Origin of the sequence: Streptomyces sp. NPDC058525 (assembly GCF_042719495.1) — a bacterium.
Lineage (GTDB): Bacteria > Actinomycetota > Actinomycetes > Streptomycetales > Streptomycetaceae > Streptomyces.
Genome location: NZ_JBHXNP010000111.1, coordinates 12,626 through 28,751, shown reverse-complemented (window position 1 = coordinate 28,751; position 16,126 = coordinate 12,626). Strand labels below are relative to the sequence as shown.

General features: G+C 70.8%; 15 protein-coding genes. 11 read left to right on the top strand and 4 right to left on the bottom strand.

Annotated elements, in window-relative coordinates:
- The 5 genes from ACFWP3_RS35440 to ACFWP3_RS35420 all read left to right on the top strand — a co-directional run.
- Positions 1-584: PfkB family carbohydrate kinase (locus tag ACFWP3_RS35440; RefSeq protein ID WP_384229480.1), on the top strand; the 584-nt coding region annotated here is incomplete at its 5' end.
- On the top strand, positions 581-1,363 hold the full coding sequence (locus ACFWP3_RS35435; protein ID WP_384229479.1) for an IclR family transcriptional regulator: 783 nt from the start codon (positions 581-583) through the stop codon (positions 1,361-1,363). The genes ACFWP3_RS35440 and ACFWP3_RS35435, both read left to right, overlap by 4 nt.
- A gap of 101 nt (positions 1,364-1,464) precedes the next feature.
- A complete protein-coding gene (locus tag ACFWP3_RS35430; RefSeq protein WP_384229485.1) occupies positions 1,465-1,893 on the top strand; it encodes a RidA family protein in 429 nt (142 codons plus the stop codon).
- A gap of 198 nt (positions 1,894-2,091) precedes the next feature.
- Complete coding sequence (locus ACFWP3_RS35425) at positions 2,092-3,561, top strand: GntP family permease (protein ID WP_384229476.1); 1,470 nt, start codon at positions 2,092-2,094, stop codon at positions 3,559-3,561.
- A 102-nt stretch (positions 3,562-3,663) separates the two neighbouring features.
- Complete coding sequence (locus tag ACFWP3_RS35420; RefSeq protein ID WP_384229474.1) at positions 3,664-4,215, top strand: hypothetical protein; 552 nt, start codon at positions 3,664-3,666, stop codon at positions 4,213-4,215.
- Between the two features lie 51 nt (positions 4,216-4,266).
- Here the strand turns inward: ACFWP3_RS35420 and ACFWP3_RS35415 are convergent, their stop codons facing one another.
- Positions 4,267-5,229, bottom strand: coding sequence for an SDR family NAD(P)-dependent oxidoreductase (locus ACFWP3_RS35415; RefSeq protein WP_384229471.1), 963 nt, complete (start codon positions 5,227-5,229; stop codon positions 4,267-4,269).
- 316 nt (positions 5,230-5,545) lie between these two features.
- On the opposite strand from ACFWP3_RS35415, the gene ACFWP3_RS35410 reads away from it, so the two are divergent.
- The 3 genes from ACFWP3_RS35410 to ACFWP3_RS35400 all read left to right on the top strand — a co-directional run bounded on the left by ACFWP3_RS35410 (position 5,546) and on the right by ACFWP3_RS35400 (position 9,202).
- Positions 5,546-6,718, top strand: a complete 1,173-nt coding sequence (locus ACFWP3_RS35410; protein WP_384229469.1) for a 4-hydroxybenzoate 3-monooxygenase — start codon at positions 5,546-5,548, stop codon at positions 6,716-6,718.
- A gap of 103 nt (positions 6,719-6,821) precedes the next feature.
- Positions 6,822-8,561: a methyltransferase gene (locus ACFWP3_RS35405; RefSeq protein ID WP_384229482.1), complete on the top strand. Its 1,740-nt coding sequence runs from the start codon at positions 6,822-6,824 to the stop codon at positions 8,559-8,561.
- A 38-nt stretch (positions 8,562-8,599) separates the two neighbouring features.
- Positions 8,600-9,202 carry a hypothetical protein gene (locus tag ACFWP3_RS35400; protein WP_384229466.1) on the top strand — a complete coding sequence of 201 codons (603 nt, stop codon included), beginning with the start codon at positions 8,600-8,602 and terminating at the stop codon, positions 9,200-9,202.
- Between the two features lie 97 nt (positions 9,203-9,299).
- Here ACFWP3_RS35400 and ACFWP3_RS35395 read toward each other — a convergent pair whose 3' ends face one another.
- Entirely contained in the window at positions 9,300-10,064 is a 765-nt protein-coding gene (locus ACFWP3_RS35395; protein WP_384229464.1) for an SDR family oxidoreductase, read from the bottom strand.
- A gap of 185 nt (positions 10,065-10,249) precedes the next feature.
- On the bottom strand, positions 10,250-10,867 hold the full coding sequence (locus ACFWP3_RS35390; protein WP_384229462.1) for an XRE family transcriptional regulator: 618 nt from the start codon (positions 10,865-10,867) through the stop codon (positions 10,250-10,252).
- 86 nt (positions 10,868-10,953) lie between these two features.
- Between ACFWP3_RS35390 and ACFWP3_RS35385 the strand changes: the two genes are divergently transcribed.
- From ACFWP3_RS35385 to ACFWP3_RS35375, 3 genes are all read left to right on the top strand, one after another.
- On the top strand, positions 10,954-12,474 hold the full coding sequence (locus ACFWP3_RS35385; protein WP_384229460.1) for an FAD-dependent monooxygenase: 1,521 nt from the start codon (positions 10,954-10,956) through the stop codon (positions 12,472-12,474).
- A gap of 147 nt (positions 12,475-12,621) precedes the next feature.
- Complete coding sequence (locus ACFWP3_RS35380) at positions 12,622-13,110, top strand: HNH endonuclease (RefSeq protein WP_384229457.1); 489 nt, start codon at positions 12,622-12,624, stop codon at positions 13,108-13,110.
- Between the two features lie 749 nt (positions 13,111-13,859).
- Positions 13,860-14,786 (top strand): hypothetical protein, encoded by a 927-nt coding sequence (locus ACFWP3_RS35375; RefSeq protein WP_384229455.1) that lies wholly within the window; start codon positions 13,860-13,862, stop codon positions 14,784-14,786.
- A 123-nt stretch (positions 14,787-14,909) separates the two neighbouring features.
- On the opposite strand, the gene ACFWP3_RS35370 is transcribed toward ACFWP3_RS35375, so the two are convergent.
- A complete protein-coding gene (locus ACFWP3_RS35370) occupies positions 14,910-15,926 on the bottom strand; it encodes a hypothetical protein (RefSeq protein ID WP_384229453.1) in 1,017 nt (338 codons plus the stop codon).
- Positions 15,927-16,126 lie beyond the last annotated feature (200 nt).

The window sequence follows — 16,126 nt, the reverse complement described above, 5'->3', positions numbered from 1 at the left end:
CCCTCATCGAGCTCTCCGAGTTCGTTAAGGCCTTCGAGGAGAAGTTCGACGTCACCGCCGCCGCCGCGGTCGCCGTTGCCGGCCCCGCCGGTGCCGCCGCCCCCGCCGAGGCCGAGGCCTTGTGGGGAACCGACGGCGGCACGGAGTCGGTCCGCCGGCTGCTGCCCGAGCCGGAGGTGCTCGTGGTGAAGCAGGGCGCCGACGGGGCCACCGTCTTCGCCCGCCCGGCTCCGGGCGGCCCCGACACCGCGGTCCACGAGCCCGCGCCCACGGTCGACGTGGTCGCCTCCGTCGGCGCCGGGGACGCCTTCGCCGCGGGATACCTCTCCGCCGAACTGCGCGGCCTGTCCATCCCGGAGCGGATACGCCACGGCCACCTCGCGGCCGCGTCCGTCCTCACCAGCGCCGAGGACCTTGCCCCACCCCCGCCCCGGGAACTGGCCGACCGCCTCGCCGCCTTGGACGCCCGGACCTGGCGCGAGCTGCACCTCACGGCGGGCTGGAGCGTACGTCGCCCCGCGACGCCGGGCGCGGACACTTCGGCCGCCCGGCCCGGTGGCGGCGGACGGGCAGCGCACTCGTGAGCCAGTCCGTCGACCGGGCGCTGAGCATCCTGCCCCTGCTCGCCGAGGGCCCCGCCGACCTCGGCCGCGTCGCCGACCACCTCGGAGTCCACAAGTCCACGGCGCTGCGCCTGCTGCGCACCCTGCGCGAACACGGCCTCGTATACCGCCAGGACGACCAGAGCTACCGGCTCGGCGCCCGCTTGTTCTCCCTGGCCCAAGGGGCGATGGAGCAGCTGGACATCCGCTCGATCGCGCACCCGCACCTCGTCGCGCTGAACGAGCGGATCGGCCACACCGTCCACCTCGCCGTGCACGAGGAGGACTCGGTCGTCTACATCGACAAGATCGAATCCCGCTACCCGGTCCGGCTGTACTCCCGGATCGGCAGGCCGGTGGCGATCACGGTGGCGGCCGTGGCGAAACTGCTCCTCGCCGACCTCCCCGAGCCGGAGCGCAGGGCCCTGGCCGAAGGCCTCGACTACCCCCTGTACACAGCCCGTTCGACCCGGGACCCGGCCGCGTTCCTCCGCGAGCTGGCGACCGTACGCGAGCAGGGCTGGGCCGCCGACCTCGGCGGCCACCAGGAGGCCATCAACTGCATCGGCGCCCCCGTCCGGGGCGCGGACGGCCGCGTGATCGCGGCGATGTCGGTGTCCGCACCGGCCGCCGTACTGCCCGAACGCGAACTGCTGGCCCTCCTCCCGGTGCTGCGGTCGGCCGCCGACGCCGTCGGCCTCGACTGCGCGGGAGGCAGCACCCGCCCCTGGAAGGAAGAGCAAGGGCAGCACGCGCCATGACCGGAACCACCATGACCGGATCCACCATGACCGGATCCACGATGACCGGATCCACGATCACCGAAATCACCATGACCGAAACCACCGTGAACGAAACCACCATGAACGGAACCATCGTGAACCACGAGAAGACCGCCATCACCCCGGCCACCCACACCGCCCCGCCCGCGAAGTTCTCGCACGGCGTGCGCAAGGGCAACTTGCTCCAGGTCGCGGGCCAGGTCGGCTTCCTGCCCGCCGTCGAGGGCGAGCCGCCGACGCCCGCGGGCCCCACCCTGCGCGAGCAGACGCTCCAGACCTTCGACAACGTCCGCTCCGTCCTGGAAGCGGGCGGCGCCACCTGGGACGACGTGATGATGATGCGCGTCTACCTCACGGACGTGGACCACTTCGCGGAGATGAACGCCCTCTACAACGCCTACTTCGAGGAGCAGGGCCTCACCGCGCCGCCCGCCGCCCGTACGACCGTGTACGTCGGGCTGCCCGCAGGCCTGCTGATCGAGATCGACGCGCTCGCCGTCCTCGGCTGACAGCCCCCGCCCCCACCCCGTGACCCGCCGCGGCCGGGCGGCCGACGACCCGCCGCCGCCCGGCCGCCGCGCGAGGAACCACGCGCACCTCAGCTCCAGCATCACGCCCCCACCGTGAATCTGCCGTGAATCCGCCGTGTTCACCCCACGCCCCGCAACCAGTGCCGGGCCCCCACCCATGCGAACAACGGAGTTCCCATGCTGCCTGTCGCCTCCACACCCCCCGAGACACCTCACACCGGGGGCCTGCTGGCCTTCATCGGCGGTACGGGCGGTCTGCTGACCGTGGCCGCCCTCGGCATCGCCCTCCTGCTCGTCCTGATCATCAAGGTGCGCCTCCAGCCGTTCGTGGCGCTCCTCGCGGTCTCCATAGCCGTCGGCCTCGGCGCCGGCCTCTCGGTCACCGAACTCTTCGGCACCGTACAGAAGTCCGCCGCCGTATCCATGATCGAAAGCGGCATGGGAGGCATACTCGGGCACGTCGCGATCATCATCGGTCTCGGCACCATGCTCGGGGCGATCCTCGAAGTCTCCGGTGGTGCCGAGGTCCTCTCCGAACGCCTCCTCAATCTCTTCGGAGAGAAGCGCGCGCCGCTGGCCATGGGCCTCACCGGTCTGATCTTCGGCATCCCCGTCTTCTTCGACGTCGGCATCTTCGTCCTCGCACCGATCGTCTACGCGGCCGCCAAGCGCTCCGGAAAATCGATCCTGCTGTATGCGATGCCCCTGTTGGCCGCCCTGTCCATGACGCACGCGTTCCTGCCTCCGCACCCCGGGCCGGTCGCCGCGGCGGGACTGTTCGACGTCTCCCTCGGCTGGGTCATCGCGATGGGCATCGTCTGCGGCGTGCCGGCCGTGCTCGCCGCCTGGGCCTACGCCGGCTGGATCGGCAAGCGCGTCTTCGTCCCCGTACCGCAGGACATGGTCGAAGCCGCCGACGAGGCGAAGGCCGCGGTCGCCGCCGAGCAGCGCACGGCCGGAGTCACCCCGCCCGAACGGCCGGTCTCGCTGGCCACCGTCCTGCTCATCATCGGTACGCCGCTCCTGCTCATCCTGGCTGCCACCTTCTCCTCGATCATGCTCGACCCGTCGACGCTGCGCTCCGGCATCGAGTTCTTCGGCAACCCGTTCGTGGCGCTGACGATCGCCCTGGTGATGGCGTACTACCTGCTCGGCATCCGCCGCGGCTGGTCGCGCAAGTCCCTGGAGACCGTCTCGACCGCCTCCCTCAAGCCCGTCGGCAACATCCTGCTCGTGGTCGGCGCCGGCGGCGTCTTCGGCGCGGTCCTCAAGGGCTCCGGCATCGCGGGCGCCCTGGCGGACACCTTCGACGGCATGGGGCTGCCGGTGATCGTGCTCGCGTACCTGATCTCGGTGGTCCTGCGCGTGGCCCAGGGCTCCGCGACGGTCGCGATCGTCGCGACGGCCGGCATCGTGGTCCCGCTGGTCGAGGGCGGCGGCCACTCCCAGCCCTTCCTCGCCCTGGTGATCATGGCGATCTCGGCGGGCTCCATCTTCGCCTCCCACGTCAACGACGGCGGGTTCTGGATGGTGTCGAAGTACTTCGGGATCTCGGAGCGCGACACCCTCAAGTCCTGGACCGTGCTGGAATCCGTCCTGTCGGTGGCCGGCTTCGCGGTGGCGGCGGCCCTCAGCATCGCCGTCTGACGGCCGGGGGTCCCACGACACGGACAACCCGCCCGGTTTCGCGGCACGAGATTCGTGCGAGTGGCCGCTTTCCGCGAAGGAAAGCGGCCACCGTGCGGAGGCATGGAGGGCAGGCTGCCCAACCGGCCCACCCTCGCCGACGAGTACCGGGTCAGCGTCGACACCATCAGCAAGGCGGTCAAGGAGCTCGCGCGGGAGGGCCTGGTCATCATCTCCGGCCGATACGGCACCCCACGTGCTCGATCAGTCTGCGAGGATGACCGTGTGAGCAAGCAAGAGTGGGAGGCCCTGACCGAGTCGGAAAGGGCCTTCCTGATCAATTCCTATGAGATCGACATCCTGCCCGGTGTCTGGGGTGACCTCGACGAAGCCGGTCACTCCTCGCCGGTCGGCGAACTGGCGCAGGTTCTGCTCGGTCTCGTCGACCGCGGCTGGATCGAGGTGCGCAGGGTCGCGCCGTGGACTTCCCCTGCCGGACAGGAAGGGTTCCAGCCCGGCGAGCTGGTGCCTCGTGACCGGCTTCCGGCGCTGCTCTGTGACGCGGCCAACTGGGAATACCCCGAAGACGGCGACTGGATCGGCGCGTTGACCCTGGTCGAGACCGCAGAGGGACGGAAGATCACTCGTATGTCGCCCGAGGAGCTGACCGAGTAGGCCGGCCGCCATCGCGGACCCCTCCGGTTCCTGCCGGCGCGCGTGCCGTGCCTACGGGTAGGGATCTCCGGGACCGGCCCCGGGGTCGACGCCCGTCAGGACGCAGCTTGCGTCCCACAACCGTGCCGCGGCGGAGGCGTCGGCGAGGTGGTTCCACATCGGTTCTGGTCGGGGCTCGCCGCGCAGGCCGAAGACGCGGGGCCCCCACAACTGGCCTCCGCGCACGGCCGGGTCGAGCACCGCCCGGACCGCCGGCCATGCGCCCGCGTGCTTGCCCTGCACGAGGAGGGCCGCAGGTGCGGCTCTCAGCAGGGCGCCGGTGGTTCGCGTATGGACCGGCGGCCGTGACGGAGTCAGGGAGTCCAGCGCGCCGCCGGGATGGACCACCACGCTGCTCACGGTGCTGCCGGCCGTGCGCAGGCGGCGGTCGAGTGCGACGCCGAAGTACATCTGTGCCAACTTCGAGCGTCCGTAGGTGCGCCCCGGCCGGTAGTCCGTTCGGGACTGCAGGTCGTCCAGGTCGAGTCGTTCGGACTTGGCCGCGAAGCTGCCCATGGTCACGACGCGGGCCGCCGGCGCCGCCGACAGCAGCGGCATCAGCCATCGGGTCAGGGCGAAGTGCCCGAGGTGGTTCGTGCCGAACATGAGCTCGTGACCGTCCCCGGTCTCCCTGCGCGGCGGGTCGTCCAGCGCCACGCCGGCGTTGTGGACCACCGCGTCGAGCCGCTCCACCCCCAGCGATGCCACCGCCGTCTCGAGCGACGACAGGTCGGCGAGGTCCAGCCGTACGGCCCGTACCCGCGCACCGGCCACCCGCGCACGGATCGAGGCAGTGGCGGCCTCGACCTTTGCGGGATTCCGGCTGCCGAGTACGACGGTGGCTCCGGTCGCCGACAACTGCTCCGCGACGAAGTACCCGATGCCGGCGTTGCCGCCGGTCACCAGGAAAACGCGGCCATCGGCACGCGGCAGCCGTTGGACGTTCCAGGGCGGGGCGGAGGGTGTGGACGACATGGCGGCGGCTCTCCCTTGCTGGTGAGGGCGGTTGCGACTGTTCCGCCGGCGACTCGGCACCCACGGTTCCAGCATCCGCCGACACATCGCCCATCGATCACCGACAGCCCGCCGGGCAGCCGACACTCCGCCGACGCGGGTCAGGACCCGCCGGTCCGCTCTCAGGGCGGGACATGGGGCAGCCAGGTACTCCAAATTATTTTCACTCTATTACCGCATTCGAATTAGCCATGATCGTCTGCGAGTTTTCCGTGCTTATGATTCCTGCGCCATGACAGAACATCGGAATTGCCGAGCGTTACGTGAATCAGCTGATGTGGTCATCCTCGGAGCCGGTCCCGCCGGCCTGGTGCTGGCCAACCTCCTGCTCGACGCCGGTATCGACTGCGTCGTCCTCGAACGCGCCGCCCGCTCCCACATTCAAACCCGGGCCCGGGCCGGGTTCCTCGCGCCGAACACCGTACGGATCCTGGACCGCCACGGCCTCGCCGACGGGCTGCACCGCCACGGACAGACCCACGGCACCTGCGAGTTCCGCACTGCGGACGGCAGCTTCCGCCTCGACTACGGCGCCCTCGGCCGTGGCGAGCAGCACACCGTCTACCCGCAGCAGAACCTGGTGACCGACCTCCTGACGCGCTACCTCGACGCCGGCGGGCGGATCCGCTTCGGCACCGAGGCACTGACCGTCAACGACGCCGACGGCACCCGGCCGTACGTCACCACCCGCGAGCCGGACGGCAGCCCGACCCGGTGGGACGCCCGGTACGTCGCCGGCTGCGACGGCCGACACGGCGCGGCCCGCCGTTCCCTGCCGCCGGGCACGGTCCGCCACCACCACGACCACGGCGTGAGCTGGCTCGGACTGCTCGCCGAAGCCCCGCCCAGCCTCGACGCCGTCGGCTACGCCGTCCACGACCGCGGCTTCGCCGGCCACATGGCCCGCAGCCCGCAGGTCACCCGCTACTACCTCCAGTGCCGACGCGGAGCCCCTGCCGACGCCTGGCCCGAGGAGCGGATCTGGGACGAACTCGACCTGCGGATGCGGGCCGCGGAGCACGGCCCGCTGCGCAGGGGGCCCATCATCGAGCGCGGCGTCGTCGACCTGGTGTGCGACGTGGTCGAATCACTGCGCCACGGCTCGCTCCTGCTCGCCGGAGACGCTGCGAGCCTGACCGCCCCGGCCGCGGCGAAGGGGGCGAACCTGGCCGTCCTGGAGGCGGAGATCCTGGCCGGAGCCCTGGCCGAGGCGCTCTCCAGCGGGGACGACGCAGCCCTGGACCGCTACTCGGCGCAGTGCCTGGCACACATCTGGCGCGCACAGGAGTTCACGCAGTGGATGACGGGGCTGCTGCTGCACGCGATCCCCCACCAGGACCGCTCGGGCGGATCGTTCTTTCACGCCTCCCTGCGGCGCGCCCGCCTCGACTCCCTGCGCACCTCCCGCGCCCACCAGGACTGGTTCGCCGAGAACTACGTCGGCGTGTGAACCCACGCCCCACCACCCCCCGCTCCGCTCCAGCACCATCCTGAGGACAGCCACCGCGATGACGACGACTCTCCCCGACGGTCCCCACCTGCCCGCAGCCGCGATGCCCTCCGCCGCCGCGGCGCTCATTGACGAAACGATGCTTCTCGACGACACGGACCGTCTGCGCGCGGCAGCGGCCTTCGTACGGGAACACGAGAGCAGCACCCTGCTGCCCCTCCTGCTGCCCGGCCTGCACGGCCCGGAACTGGAATCGCTCGCCGCGCACTGCCGGTTCGCCCATGTCGGCCTGCTGCTCTTCCCGCGCGACCCCCAACACCTGCGCAGCCAGCTCGCCGACTGCGGGCTCGCCGCCTACACCCCGTCCCACCCGAGCGTCGTCGTACAGGAACGGCTCGCCCGGCGCCACCGCCGCGACGCGCGCGAGCTCGACGTCCGCATCCTGCGCCCCCGCGTCCACGGCCCGGCCGGCGAGCGCCGCGCCGTAGAGGTGTTCGCCCTGACGGTGCCCGCCGGATCGGACCTGGAACCGATCGCCGCGCACGAACGCGCCCGCGACCACGAGGCGCACCTGGCCTTCGAGCTGGAGACCCCCGACACGCTGCTGCTGCGCGGTCTGTGCGCAGTGCTCACCCGGCACGGCGCCCGCCCCGACGGCGGCGGGTACAACCCGCACGAGGACGGCACCGTCCTGTACTTCACCACCCCCGCAGCCGCGACCTGCCGCTACCGGCGCTTCGAGCTCTACGCGTCCGGCGACCACCGCCACGCCCTCGCGGCCCATCTCGACGAGCACCCCGGTGCGGACCGGCCCGCTGAAACGCTCCTCCACCTGCTCACAGGAGCATGGACCACACAAGCCCTGGCCACGTTCGCGCGGCTGCGTCTGCCCGAGGCCATGGACACCGCCGCCGCCACCAGCACCCGGGAACTCGCCCGGCGCACGGCCACCCACCCCGAGAGCCTCGCCACGCTCCTGCGCTACCTCACGATGCTCGACGTCGTGGCCGAGGGCGAAGAAGAACAGGACGGCTTCCGACTCACCCCGCTCGGAAGCCTGCTCCGCGCGGACACCCCGGACACGATGCGCCCACTGGCCCTGATGTACGCGGGCCCCTTCTACCGCTCCTTCGGCGCCCTCGACCACACCGTACGGACCGGGCGTCCGGCCTTCGACCACCTCTTCGGCGAGAACCACTTCGACCACTTCGCCCGCGACCCCGCTCTCGCCGAGCTCTTCGCCCGGTCCATGGCGGCGGGCTCACGCGTGTTCGAGCCGCTCCCCGATCACCCGGTGATCACGGCGGCGGCCCAGGCACCCACCCCCGGAACCGTCGTCGACGTGGCCGGCGGCAACGGGGCACTCCTGGGGCGCATCCTCACCGCACACCCCAAGCTGCGCGGCACGCTCCTGGAGCGCCCCCACGCGGTCGAGGCCGCCCGACGCTCGCTCGACGGCATGGGTTGCGGCGCTCGCTGCGACTACCGCAGCGGCGACTTCGCGGACGTACCCCACGGCGGCGACGTCTACATCCTCTCGCGCGTACTGCACGACTCGGACGACGCCCGGTGCGGCGAGATCCTGCGCCACTGCGCCCGCGCGATGCCCGCCCACGCCGACCTGCTGATCGTCGAACGGCTCCTTCCCACCGACGGCTCGCCCTCGCTGGCCACGGCCTGGGACCTCCACATGATGTGCAACGTCGGCGGCCGCGAGCGCCGTACCGACCACTACGCCCGACTGCTCGCCGACGCCGGCCTGGAGCTTGTCGACCGCACCCCCTTGCCCCTGGAGGCCTACGTCCTGCACGCCCGCAAGGCCCCGTCGGCCGCGATCCGATAGCAGCGGTCGGGTCCACGGCACCGGGCACACGCCTGACCATGAAGCCCCTCGACGACACCGATGTGGCCGTCCCCGACACCGAGGACCCCCACCAGGTCGGCCGGAGCCTGGGCCGGCAGGGGATGTGGCAGCGCGGCAAGGACTGGATCGCCACGGCCAACAGCACCTGGCTCCACCTGGGCGACTACCGCAACGCCGCCGACGGCTGGGAAGCGATGTTCCTGCCCAACGGGCTGGGCACCGTCGAATGGCGCCTGGGCTGGGCCGTCACCATCCCTCCCGGCACCTTCCTCATGGTCATGCCCCCACCCGACGGCCCGCCGGACGGCCTCACCGTCCCGCTCGGCGTGATCCCCGCCGAAGCCGTCAACAGGATGGGGGAGCGCGGGGGCATGACCATCGCGGTTCGGCCCCACCGGGACGTCACCGTCCACCGAGGCCAGGACATCGCCCGGATCGTGCTCCTCCACTCCGACTCCCTGCGCACCATCACCCACCTGCAGACAGCCTGGCCCGACACCGCGGAGAGCGACCCCGCCAGGCCCGCCAGACCGGATCCGGGAGACGCTGAACCAGGCCCCCCGACCGGCCTGCCGCCCGTGGACCACGGTGCGGCCGCCCGGCCCAAGGCCGGCCGATGACACTTCGCCCAGGCCTGCCGCACACTCGCCACGACCACCGGCCGGACCCGCTTCGAGCTCGCGGACAACGCCGGCCTGGTGGTGCCGGGCGCGCCGGTCAGCGGGTGGTGTAGCCGCCGTTGAGGAAGAGGGTCTGGCCGTTCGCCCACCAGCCGTCGGTCAGCATGTGCCGGACCCACGGCACGATGTCTTCGATCTTGGTGAGGTCGCCGTTCATCGCGGACGATTTGTGGTAGGCGATGGAGTCCTCGTCCTCCGCGGGGTAGAAGAACGGGGTGTCCATGGGCCCCGGAGCGATGTTGTTGACCGAGATGTTCCGGCCGAACAGCTCCTTCGACAGGGCGCGGGTGAAGTGCTCGACCGGTGCCTTGCTGCCGGCGTAGGCGGAGTACAGGCCGGTGTAGGCGGCGAGCAGCGAGGTGACGATCGTGATGATCTTCCCGCCGTCCTCGATCCGGCGGGCCGCTTCCCGCATCACGAAGAAGGCGGCCTTGGAGTTGACCGCGAACATGCGGTCGTACTCCTCCTCCGTGATCTCGGTCATCGGCTTCTTCAGGACCATGCCGGCGGTGTTGATGCTGTAGTCGAGCCTCCCGAACCTGTTCAGGACCTCGTCGAAGACCCGCTCCACCTCGGCGACCTTCGTCAGGTCGCCCTGGATCGCGAACGCCTTGCCCGGCCCGTTGTTGATCTGATCGACGACGTCCTCGGCCTTCGCCCGGGAGGAGTCGCTGTTGTAGTGCACCGCCACCTGGGCGCCCTCCGCGCCGAGCGTGGTGCTGATCAGCCCGCCCAGGTTGCGGGAGGCGCCGCCGACGAAGGCGACCTTGCCGTCCAGTGTCTTCTCCGGGGTCGTGACCATGACAGCCTCCTGTGATGTGCCGAACGGGGATGGCGCGGCCGGCGGACACCGAAGGCCATGCCACGTGAAAGGGGATCACCGCGGCAGGGCGTGCGCATCTCGAACGATCCGATCGGAGCTGGAACGAACCGCTCACGACCTCCGCGCGGCCGCCCGGCGACACGCGGCGACGCCACCGTCGGGGCTCAGTGCGGGGTGGCGGGGTTGGCGGGGGTGGCGGGGGTGGCGGGGGTGGCGGGGGTGCCCGGGGTGGAGAGGGGGCCGGCGGGCTCGGCGTCGGGTGTGAAGAAGATGAGCATGATGCGGGCGCCCGGCGCGGTGAGGAGTTCGGCGAGGCAGCTGACGATCCGGCCGGGGCCGTGCACGGCGTGCCGGAAGGGGAGCTCCTCCCCGTCGTAGTAGGGAACGGGGGTCGTGGCGCAGGCTCGGTAGATCGGGCCGGCCACCGGGTCGTCGAGGACGTCCTGCTGGAATCGGGCGAGCCCGGGGCTGTCCGGGCGTAACTCCGCGGCATGCCGCAGGTGGGGCATGACGGCCGGAGCCCAGGTGTCCTTCCAGTGCATCAGGATCTCGTCGCGGGCCGTGGGGTCCAGCAGCAGCCAGCGCAGCACGTTGGTCGGGACCTGCCCGCCCGGGAACAGGCGACGGAACTCCTCGTTGTGGACTATGAGGTTCCCCTCGGCGTCCATGACGTACGCGACCGCACCGGTGAAGTGATCGACGGCCCGCTGCCACAACCCCGAGACGGACATCCCGGCAGTGCCGTGCAGCGGCCCCGGCGGGTTCTCCTTGCGGGTCAGCATCCACAGGAACGACCAGTCCTGTTCGCTCAGCCGGAGAATCTTCGCGATCGCGGTGAGTAATTCGCCGCCGGGGGTGGGGAGTCGTCATGGAGCAGCAAGAGCAGCACGTCCTGATCGCCGGAGGCGGTCCCGTCGGCCTCTGGCTCGCAGCCGAACTCCGGCTGGGCGGGATCCCGGTCACCGTCATCGAACCGCGCACGGAGATCGACGAGCGCTCCAAGGCGCTCACCATCCACCCGCGCACCATCGAGGTCCTGGCCGCGCGCGGCGCGCACCGGCCCTTCCTCACCGAAGGGCTGCGCATCCCGAACGGCCACTTCGCCATGCTCGACACCCGGCTCGACTTCCGGGACCTGGACACCCCGTACCCGTACACCCTGTTCATGCCCCAGGCCCGTACCGAGGAACTGCTCCAGGAGTTCGCCCTCGCGCTGGGGGCCACGATCCTCCGCGGGCAGCGCGTCACCGGCTTCACCGAGGGCCCGGGATCGGTGACCGTCCGGGTGGAGGGGCCGCAGGGGGCGTACGAGACGCGGGCGGCCTACCTCGTCGGGTGCGACGGCACCCGCAGCACCGTCCGCACCGCCGCCGGCATCGACTTCCCCGGCACGCCGTCCACCGTCCTCGGCTGGCTCGGCGACGTCACCCTCGACCGTCCGCCGCGGACCGGCTTCAGCCTCTTCACCCTCCACGGCGGGGTGATGGTCGCCCCGCTGCCCGGCGGACGCCACCGCATCGTCGGCGTCAGCCCCGACAGCCTCACCACCGAGTGGCCCGGCGACCTCACATGGGAGGAACTGCGGCAGAAGGTCACCGCCGTCGCCGGCGAGGACTTCGGCATGCGCGACGCGTCCTGGCTCTCCCGCTTCGGCAATGCGACCCGGCTGGCCGCCGAGTACCGGCGCGGCCGCGTCCTGCTGGCGGGCGACGCCGCCCACCAGCACTACCCCGCCGGGGGAGTGGGCATGAACGTCGGCATCCAGGACGCGCACAACCTCGGCTGGAAGCTGGCCGCAACCCTCAACGGCCGCGCCCCCGACACCCTGCTGGACACCTACCACGGCGAACGCCACCCGGTCGGCGTCCAGTTGATGGAACACAGCCGCGCCCAGACGGCGCTGATGGCCACCTTCACCCCCGAGGGCCTCGCCCTGCGCTCCCTGCTCGACGGGATGATCGTCACCCGGCCGGAGTTCGGCCGCGCCCTGGCCGAACGGCTCACCGGCCTCTCCGTCGCCTATCCCGCCGCCGACCCCGGGGCGCACCCGCTCACCGGCACCCGCGCCCCCGACCTGGCCGTCACCGGCACGGACCGTCGACTGCTGAGCCTCCTGCACCCGGACGCGCACCTCCTGCTCGACCTCACGGCCACAGGCACGCTCGCCGTCCGCCTGCCGCGCCCCGGCCCCGCCGTTCACACCCCGACCGCCACCCCCTTGCCGCCCGCCTGGAACGGCGTACGTGCCGCGCTCATCCGCCCCGACGGCCACGTGGCCTGGGCCGGTACCGACGAGGACGACGACAAGCTGGCCGCGGCCGCGCACGAGGCCGTCTCCACGACCGGAAGGGCCACAGCCATGACGGAGGCCGCGGGGAGCGGCAGGTAAGGACAACGCGCCTACGGACAAAGACATGCGCAGGGGCGAGGGACCGCTCCCAGGACCTCATCCCCCTCTCCGCGCACGCCCTTCGCGAGCCCGTGGCGGTCTCGGCACTCTCCGGGCAGTGTCAGTGCGGGCGTTGATACTGCGGGGATGGAACCCAGCGACCGGGGATCGTTGCCCCGAACCGTCCGCGACTGCGTGCTGAACGCCAACGGCGAAGGCTGTACGTACTGCTCGTGGGAGAACGCGGCCGCGGTCGATCACCTGGTGCCTCTCGACGAGGGCGGCCGGGACGACATCACCAACCTCGTTCCGGCCTGCCGGAGTTGCAACAGCAGCAAACGCAACCGCACCGTCGGCCAGTGGCGGCACGACATCGCGGCCCGCCCCGCCCCACCGGACGTGTTCACCACCTTCCTCGCGCCGAGCCGTGACTACCACGACCCCGACCGCGTGGTGGACATGGATCGCGGCGACCTGGACCGGCACATCACCCGGGTACAGGACGAAGTGGTCGCTCTGTTCCGCGAGCAGCACGAGGCGGCTCCCGGAGTCCGGCGGGTGACCCTGTACCGCGCCGACATCCGGCAGATCGACCTGCGCCGACAAGTGACATCGCCCCAGGTCCCCACCGGATAACCGAACGTTCCCACGGCACACCTACGGCCACCCTTCAACCGAGGCAGGAGCCCCCCCGTTGTTCTTCTCTTGGCTCCGCAAGGGGCCTCTGGCCTTCGGGTCCGGCATGACTTCCCCCTCCTGTTGTTGATGATCCAGGGGGTGGGACAAGAAGACCACTCAAGGAAAGCAAACACCCAAGCCCTGCTGTGCTTCGTCCCGGATGGAGCGGCCACCGTCCACGACCCGCTGTCGAACGCCTCGAGCATCACGAGGCATCGGGAGAAGTCGTCGGCCTGGAGTTCGGCTCCGACCAGGTCGTCAGCCGAGCGCGCTGCGATGACGGTGAGCCAGTGGTTCTGTTCGAGGTCCGCGGCGAAGGTCTGCAATGCGGACCAGCTGAGGATGAATCCGGTCGGACTCGCCTGCACCAGGTCCTCGAACGCCTGGAAGCTCATGCCGTTCGGCATGACGCCCACTCCGTCAACCTCCAGGATGCTCCAGACCCAGTCGTTGTCCGGGATGAACGGCAGCAGGTCCGCCAGGCGAATGTAGTAACCGGGGCCTTGCAGCCGAAACTCCGTTGAGTCCATCTCTCCGAGAGGCCGTTCTGCTCACATCGACAGACTCCTGGACTCGGCTGCCGGTAGCTCGTAAGGACACCCAGCGGCGTCCGGACAACGGTACCGAAGCGTCGGCCTTGGGCGCCTCCATCCGGTGGGCGGTATGCGGCGACCAGGACCCGGGACGGCGTAGATATCCTCGCGGGCGTGATCTACGAGGGAACGACGGGAATGGACGAGGGCGCTCCGACAACAGCGCGCCTCCGCGATGTACTGGACCGTGCCGGGCACGTCGTGATCGCCGAGGGGCCTCCTGACAAGGCGGACTCCGCCGACGTGGCGCGGATCGTGGTGACCGGTACCGAAATCGCGGGCTTGGCCCACGTGCTGGCCATCGTTGACGGCGGTACCGGCGACCGGTGCCGGTGCAGAGGCTGGCCGACGATCACGGTTCACGATGTGAAGGGCGAACTGATCGCCTGCTGGACGCTGCACCACCAGACGGGTCTTCGAGGAATCGGTGACTGCGACGCCGACCTGCAAGACGGTCCGGCACTCACCGAGTGGCTGGCGGAGCGGGGCCTGACCGGATCTCGGGAGGTTCAGGCGGGGCTGGCGTTGCAAGAGGCCGAGGAGGACCGGCGCCGGCTGCGGTGGATCCAGGCCGCGCCCGCCGGGCTACGCGATACGGCCGTGGAGGTCTCGGAACCGCCAGGGCGCGACCTGCAAGCCCGGTCCGGTCGCCTTCGCGACGCCGAGGCCCGGCTCGCGAGGCTCGTCCATGAAAGCTACCCCGACGGGGTCGAGCGGATCCGCATCCTGCTGGCATGGGCCGGGGTTGCCGCCCGGGAGTCCACTGGCGGCCTGATGTGGTACGACATGGCGATCCAGCAGCAGCTGCTCTCCGAGGACCACGAGCTCATCCTCACCGCGCTCGCCACGGGATCGCCGAGCGCTGCCCAACTCGACGGCGCCGCCGAAATCTTCGGATCCCTCGAATGGACCGGAGCGCACGGCAAGCGGCTGCCCGAGCCGCTGCGGTCGATGCTGATCGGCCACATCCAGGCGGACGGCACCGACCCCATGAGGTTCCGGATGCGCCACGGCTACTACGGTGCCAAGCGATCCGCCTGACAGGAGGCACTGGGGGAAGGGTAGGAGGCGGGTCAGCCCACTCCACCCCGCCGCCGGCGATGCGCTGACGACAGGTGACCCGCACCGCGTCGCCTCCACACCCGCGCCGGTCACAGCCGTTCGCTACGGAACCTCTCCGACGCCGGCCTTCCGGAGGCGGTCCGCGAGCGTGGCGGAGAGCTTGAGGATACGGGTGCTGCGCTGCTCGGTCGGATCGTCCAACTGGTGCGCAATGCCGATGAAGGCGCCCTGACGGAAGATCTGCGACCGATTGAGGTGCAGCGCTGCCGGGTTGCTTCTGGTGTCCGTTCCGTCCAGGTCGAGGCCCTGGCTCTCCTCACCGCGGCGTTCCAGCTCCACCTTGATGAACGTCGGCACCCGGAGCTCTTCGATGTCCTCGACGACGTCGACGTACGCCCGATGGGCGGCAGCCGCATCCGGGAAGGCCAGGACCAGGAACTCGGCCCGGTTCTCAGCGGCGTCCTCACTCCGGCCGAACTCCACCCGACCGACCGCGGTGGCGTTGTTCTCGCACTCTGGTGCTCTCTTGCAGAGGGAGAGACCAGCCGCCGACGTCCGGACCTCCGGTGTCCCGGCCCAGGGATACTCCGTGGCGTCCATACTGCCGCGGTCCGGCAGGATCTGGCGGACCGTCTCGGCCGTCGGTGGAAGACCAGCAGCGTGGTCGACAGAGGGTGCCGCGCCGGGTTGCGACGGCGCACCGCGTGGTGCGTCATCCGTGCTGCCGAACAGCCGCACACCCCCGTAGGCACCGAGGGACAGCCGCCCGCCGGGGGTGTTGTTGATGGTCAGCGGGCCGAGCGAGATCTGGCTGCGTGTCACCTTGCTGGAGCTGAGGATCACGCTGCCGGTGTGCTGTGCTGAGGAAGCGTGGAGAAGCAGTGCGAGCCGCTCGGCGAACTCGGAATCGCTGCTGATCTCTTCGGCGAGGGCTGCCTGCACACCCCTGTTGGCCTCGGGACTGTCCGGCGCACTGATCAGCTCGTCCACGGCGGCCCGCCCGCGATCGGAACGACCGAGCCGGCCTCGTACGAGATCAGCCGCCGCCGTATTCGCGGCGCCTGACACCGCGGCGGACAGGGCTTGCGCAGCCATCGCCGCCAGGTCGGGTGCATCCATGTCGGTCCCCCCTCATGCCGTCCCGGTCTCGCCACTATGGTCATGCTCGCGTCAGTACGACGCAATCGGCGAGCGAGATGGGTGCCTGACCCGCAGAGAGATCGGGTTCTGGCAGGCTGATCGAGTGAGCGGGAATGCAGAGGCGTTCGGTGGCCGGTTTCGGGATCGGCGCGAACGCAAGTATGGATATGACTTCCTCG

Bases quoted from the DNA above. Each gene is read 5' to 3' on its own strand.
- ACFWP3_RS35430 (WP_384229485.1), top strand. From the start codon at position 1,465: ATGAACGGAACCATCGTGAACCACGAGAAGACCGCCATCACCCCGGCC.
- ACFWP3_RS35425 (WP_384229476.1), top strand. From the start codon at position 2,092: ATGCTGCCTGTCGCCTCCACACCCCCCGAGACACCTCACACCGGGGGC.
- ACFWP3_RS35420 (WP_384229474.1), top strand. From the start codon at position 3,664: ATGGAGGGCAGGCTGCCCAACCGGCCCACCCTCGCCGACGAGTACCGG.
- ACFWP3_RS35415 (WP_384229471.1), bottom strand. From the start codon at position 5,229: ATGTCGTCCACACCCTCCGCCCCGCCCTGGAACGTCCAACGGCTGCCG.
- ACFWP3_RS35405 (WP_384229482.1), top strand. From the start codon at position 6,822: ATGCCCTCCGCCGCCGCGGCGCTCATTGACGAAACGATGCTTCTCGAC.
- ACFWP3_RS35400 (WP_384229466.1), top strand. From the start codon at position 8,600: ATGAAGCCCCTCGACGACACCGATGTGGCCGTCCCCGACACCGAGGAC.
- ACFWP3_RS35395 (WP_384229464.1), bottom strand. From the start codon at position 10,064: ATGGTCACGACCCCGGAGAAGACACTGGACGGCAAGGTCGCCTTCGTC.
- ACFWP3_RS35390 (WP_384229462.1), bottom strand. From the start codon at position 10,867: ATGCTGACCCGCAAGGAGAACCCGCCGGGGCCGCTGCACGGCACTGCC.
- ACFWP3_RS35385 (WP_384229460.1), top strand. From the start codon at position 10,954: ATGGAGCAGCAAGAGCAGCACGTCCTGATCGCCGGAGGCGGTCCCGTC.
- ACFWP3_RS35380 (WP_384229457.1), top strand. From the start codon at position 12,622: ATGGAACCCAGCGACCGGGGATCGTTGCCCCGAACCGTCCGCGACTGC.
- ACFWP3_RS35370 (WP_384229453.1), bottom strand. From the start codon at position 15,926: ATGGATGCACCCGACCTGGCGGCGATGGCTGCGCAAGCCCTGTCCGCC.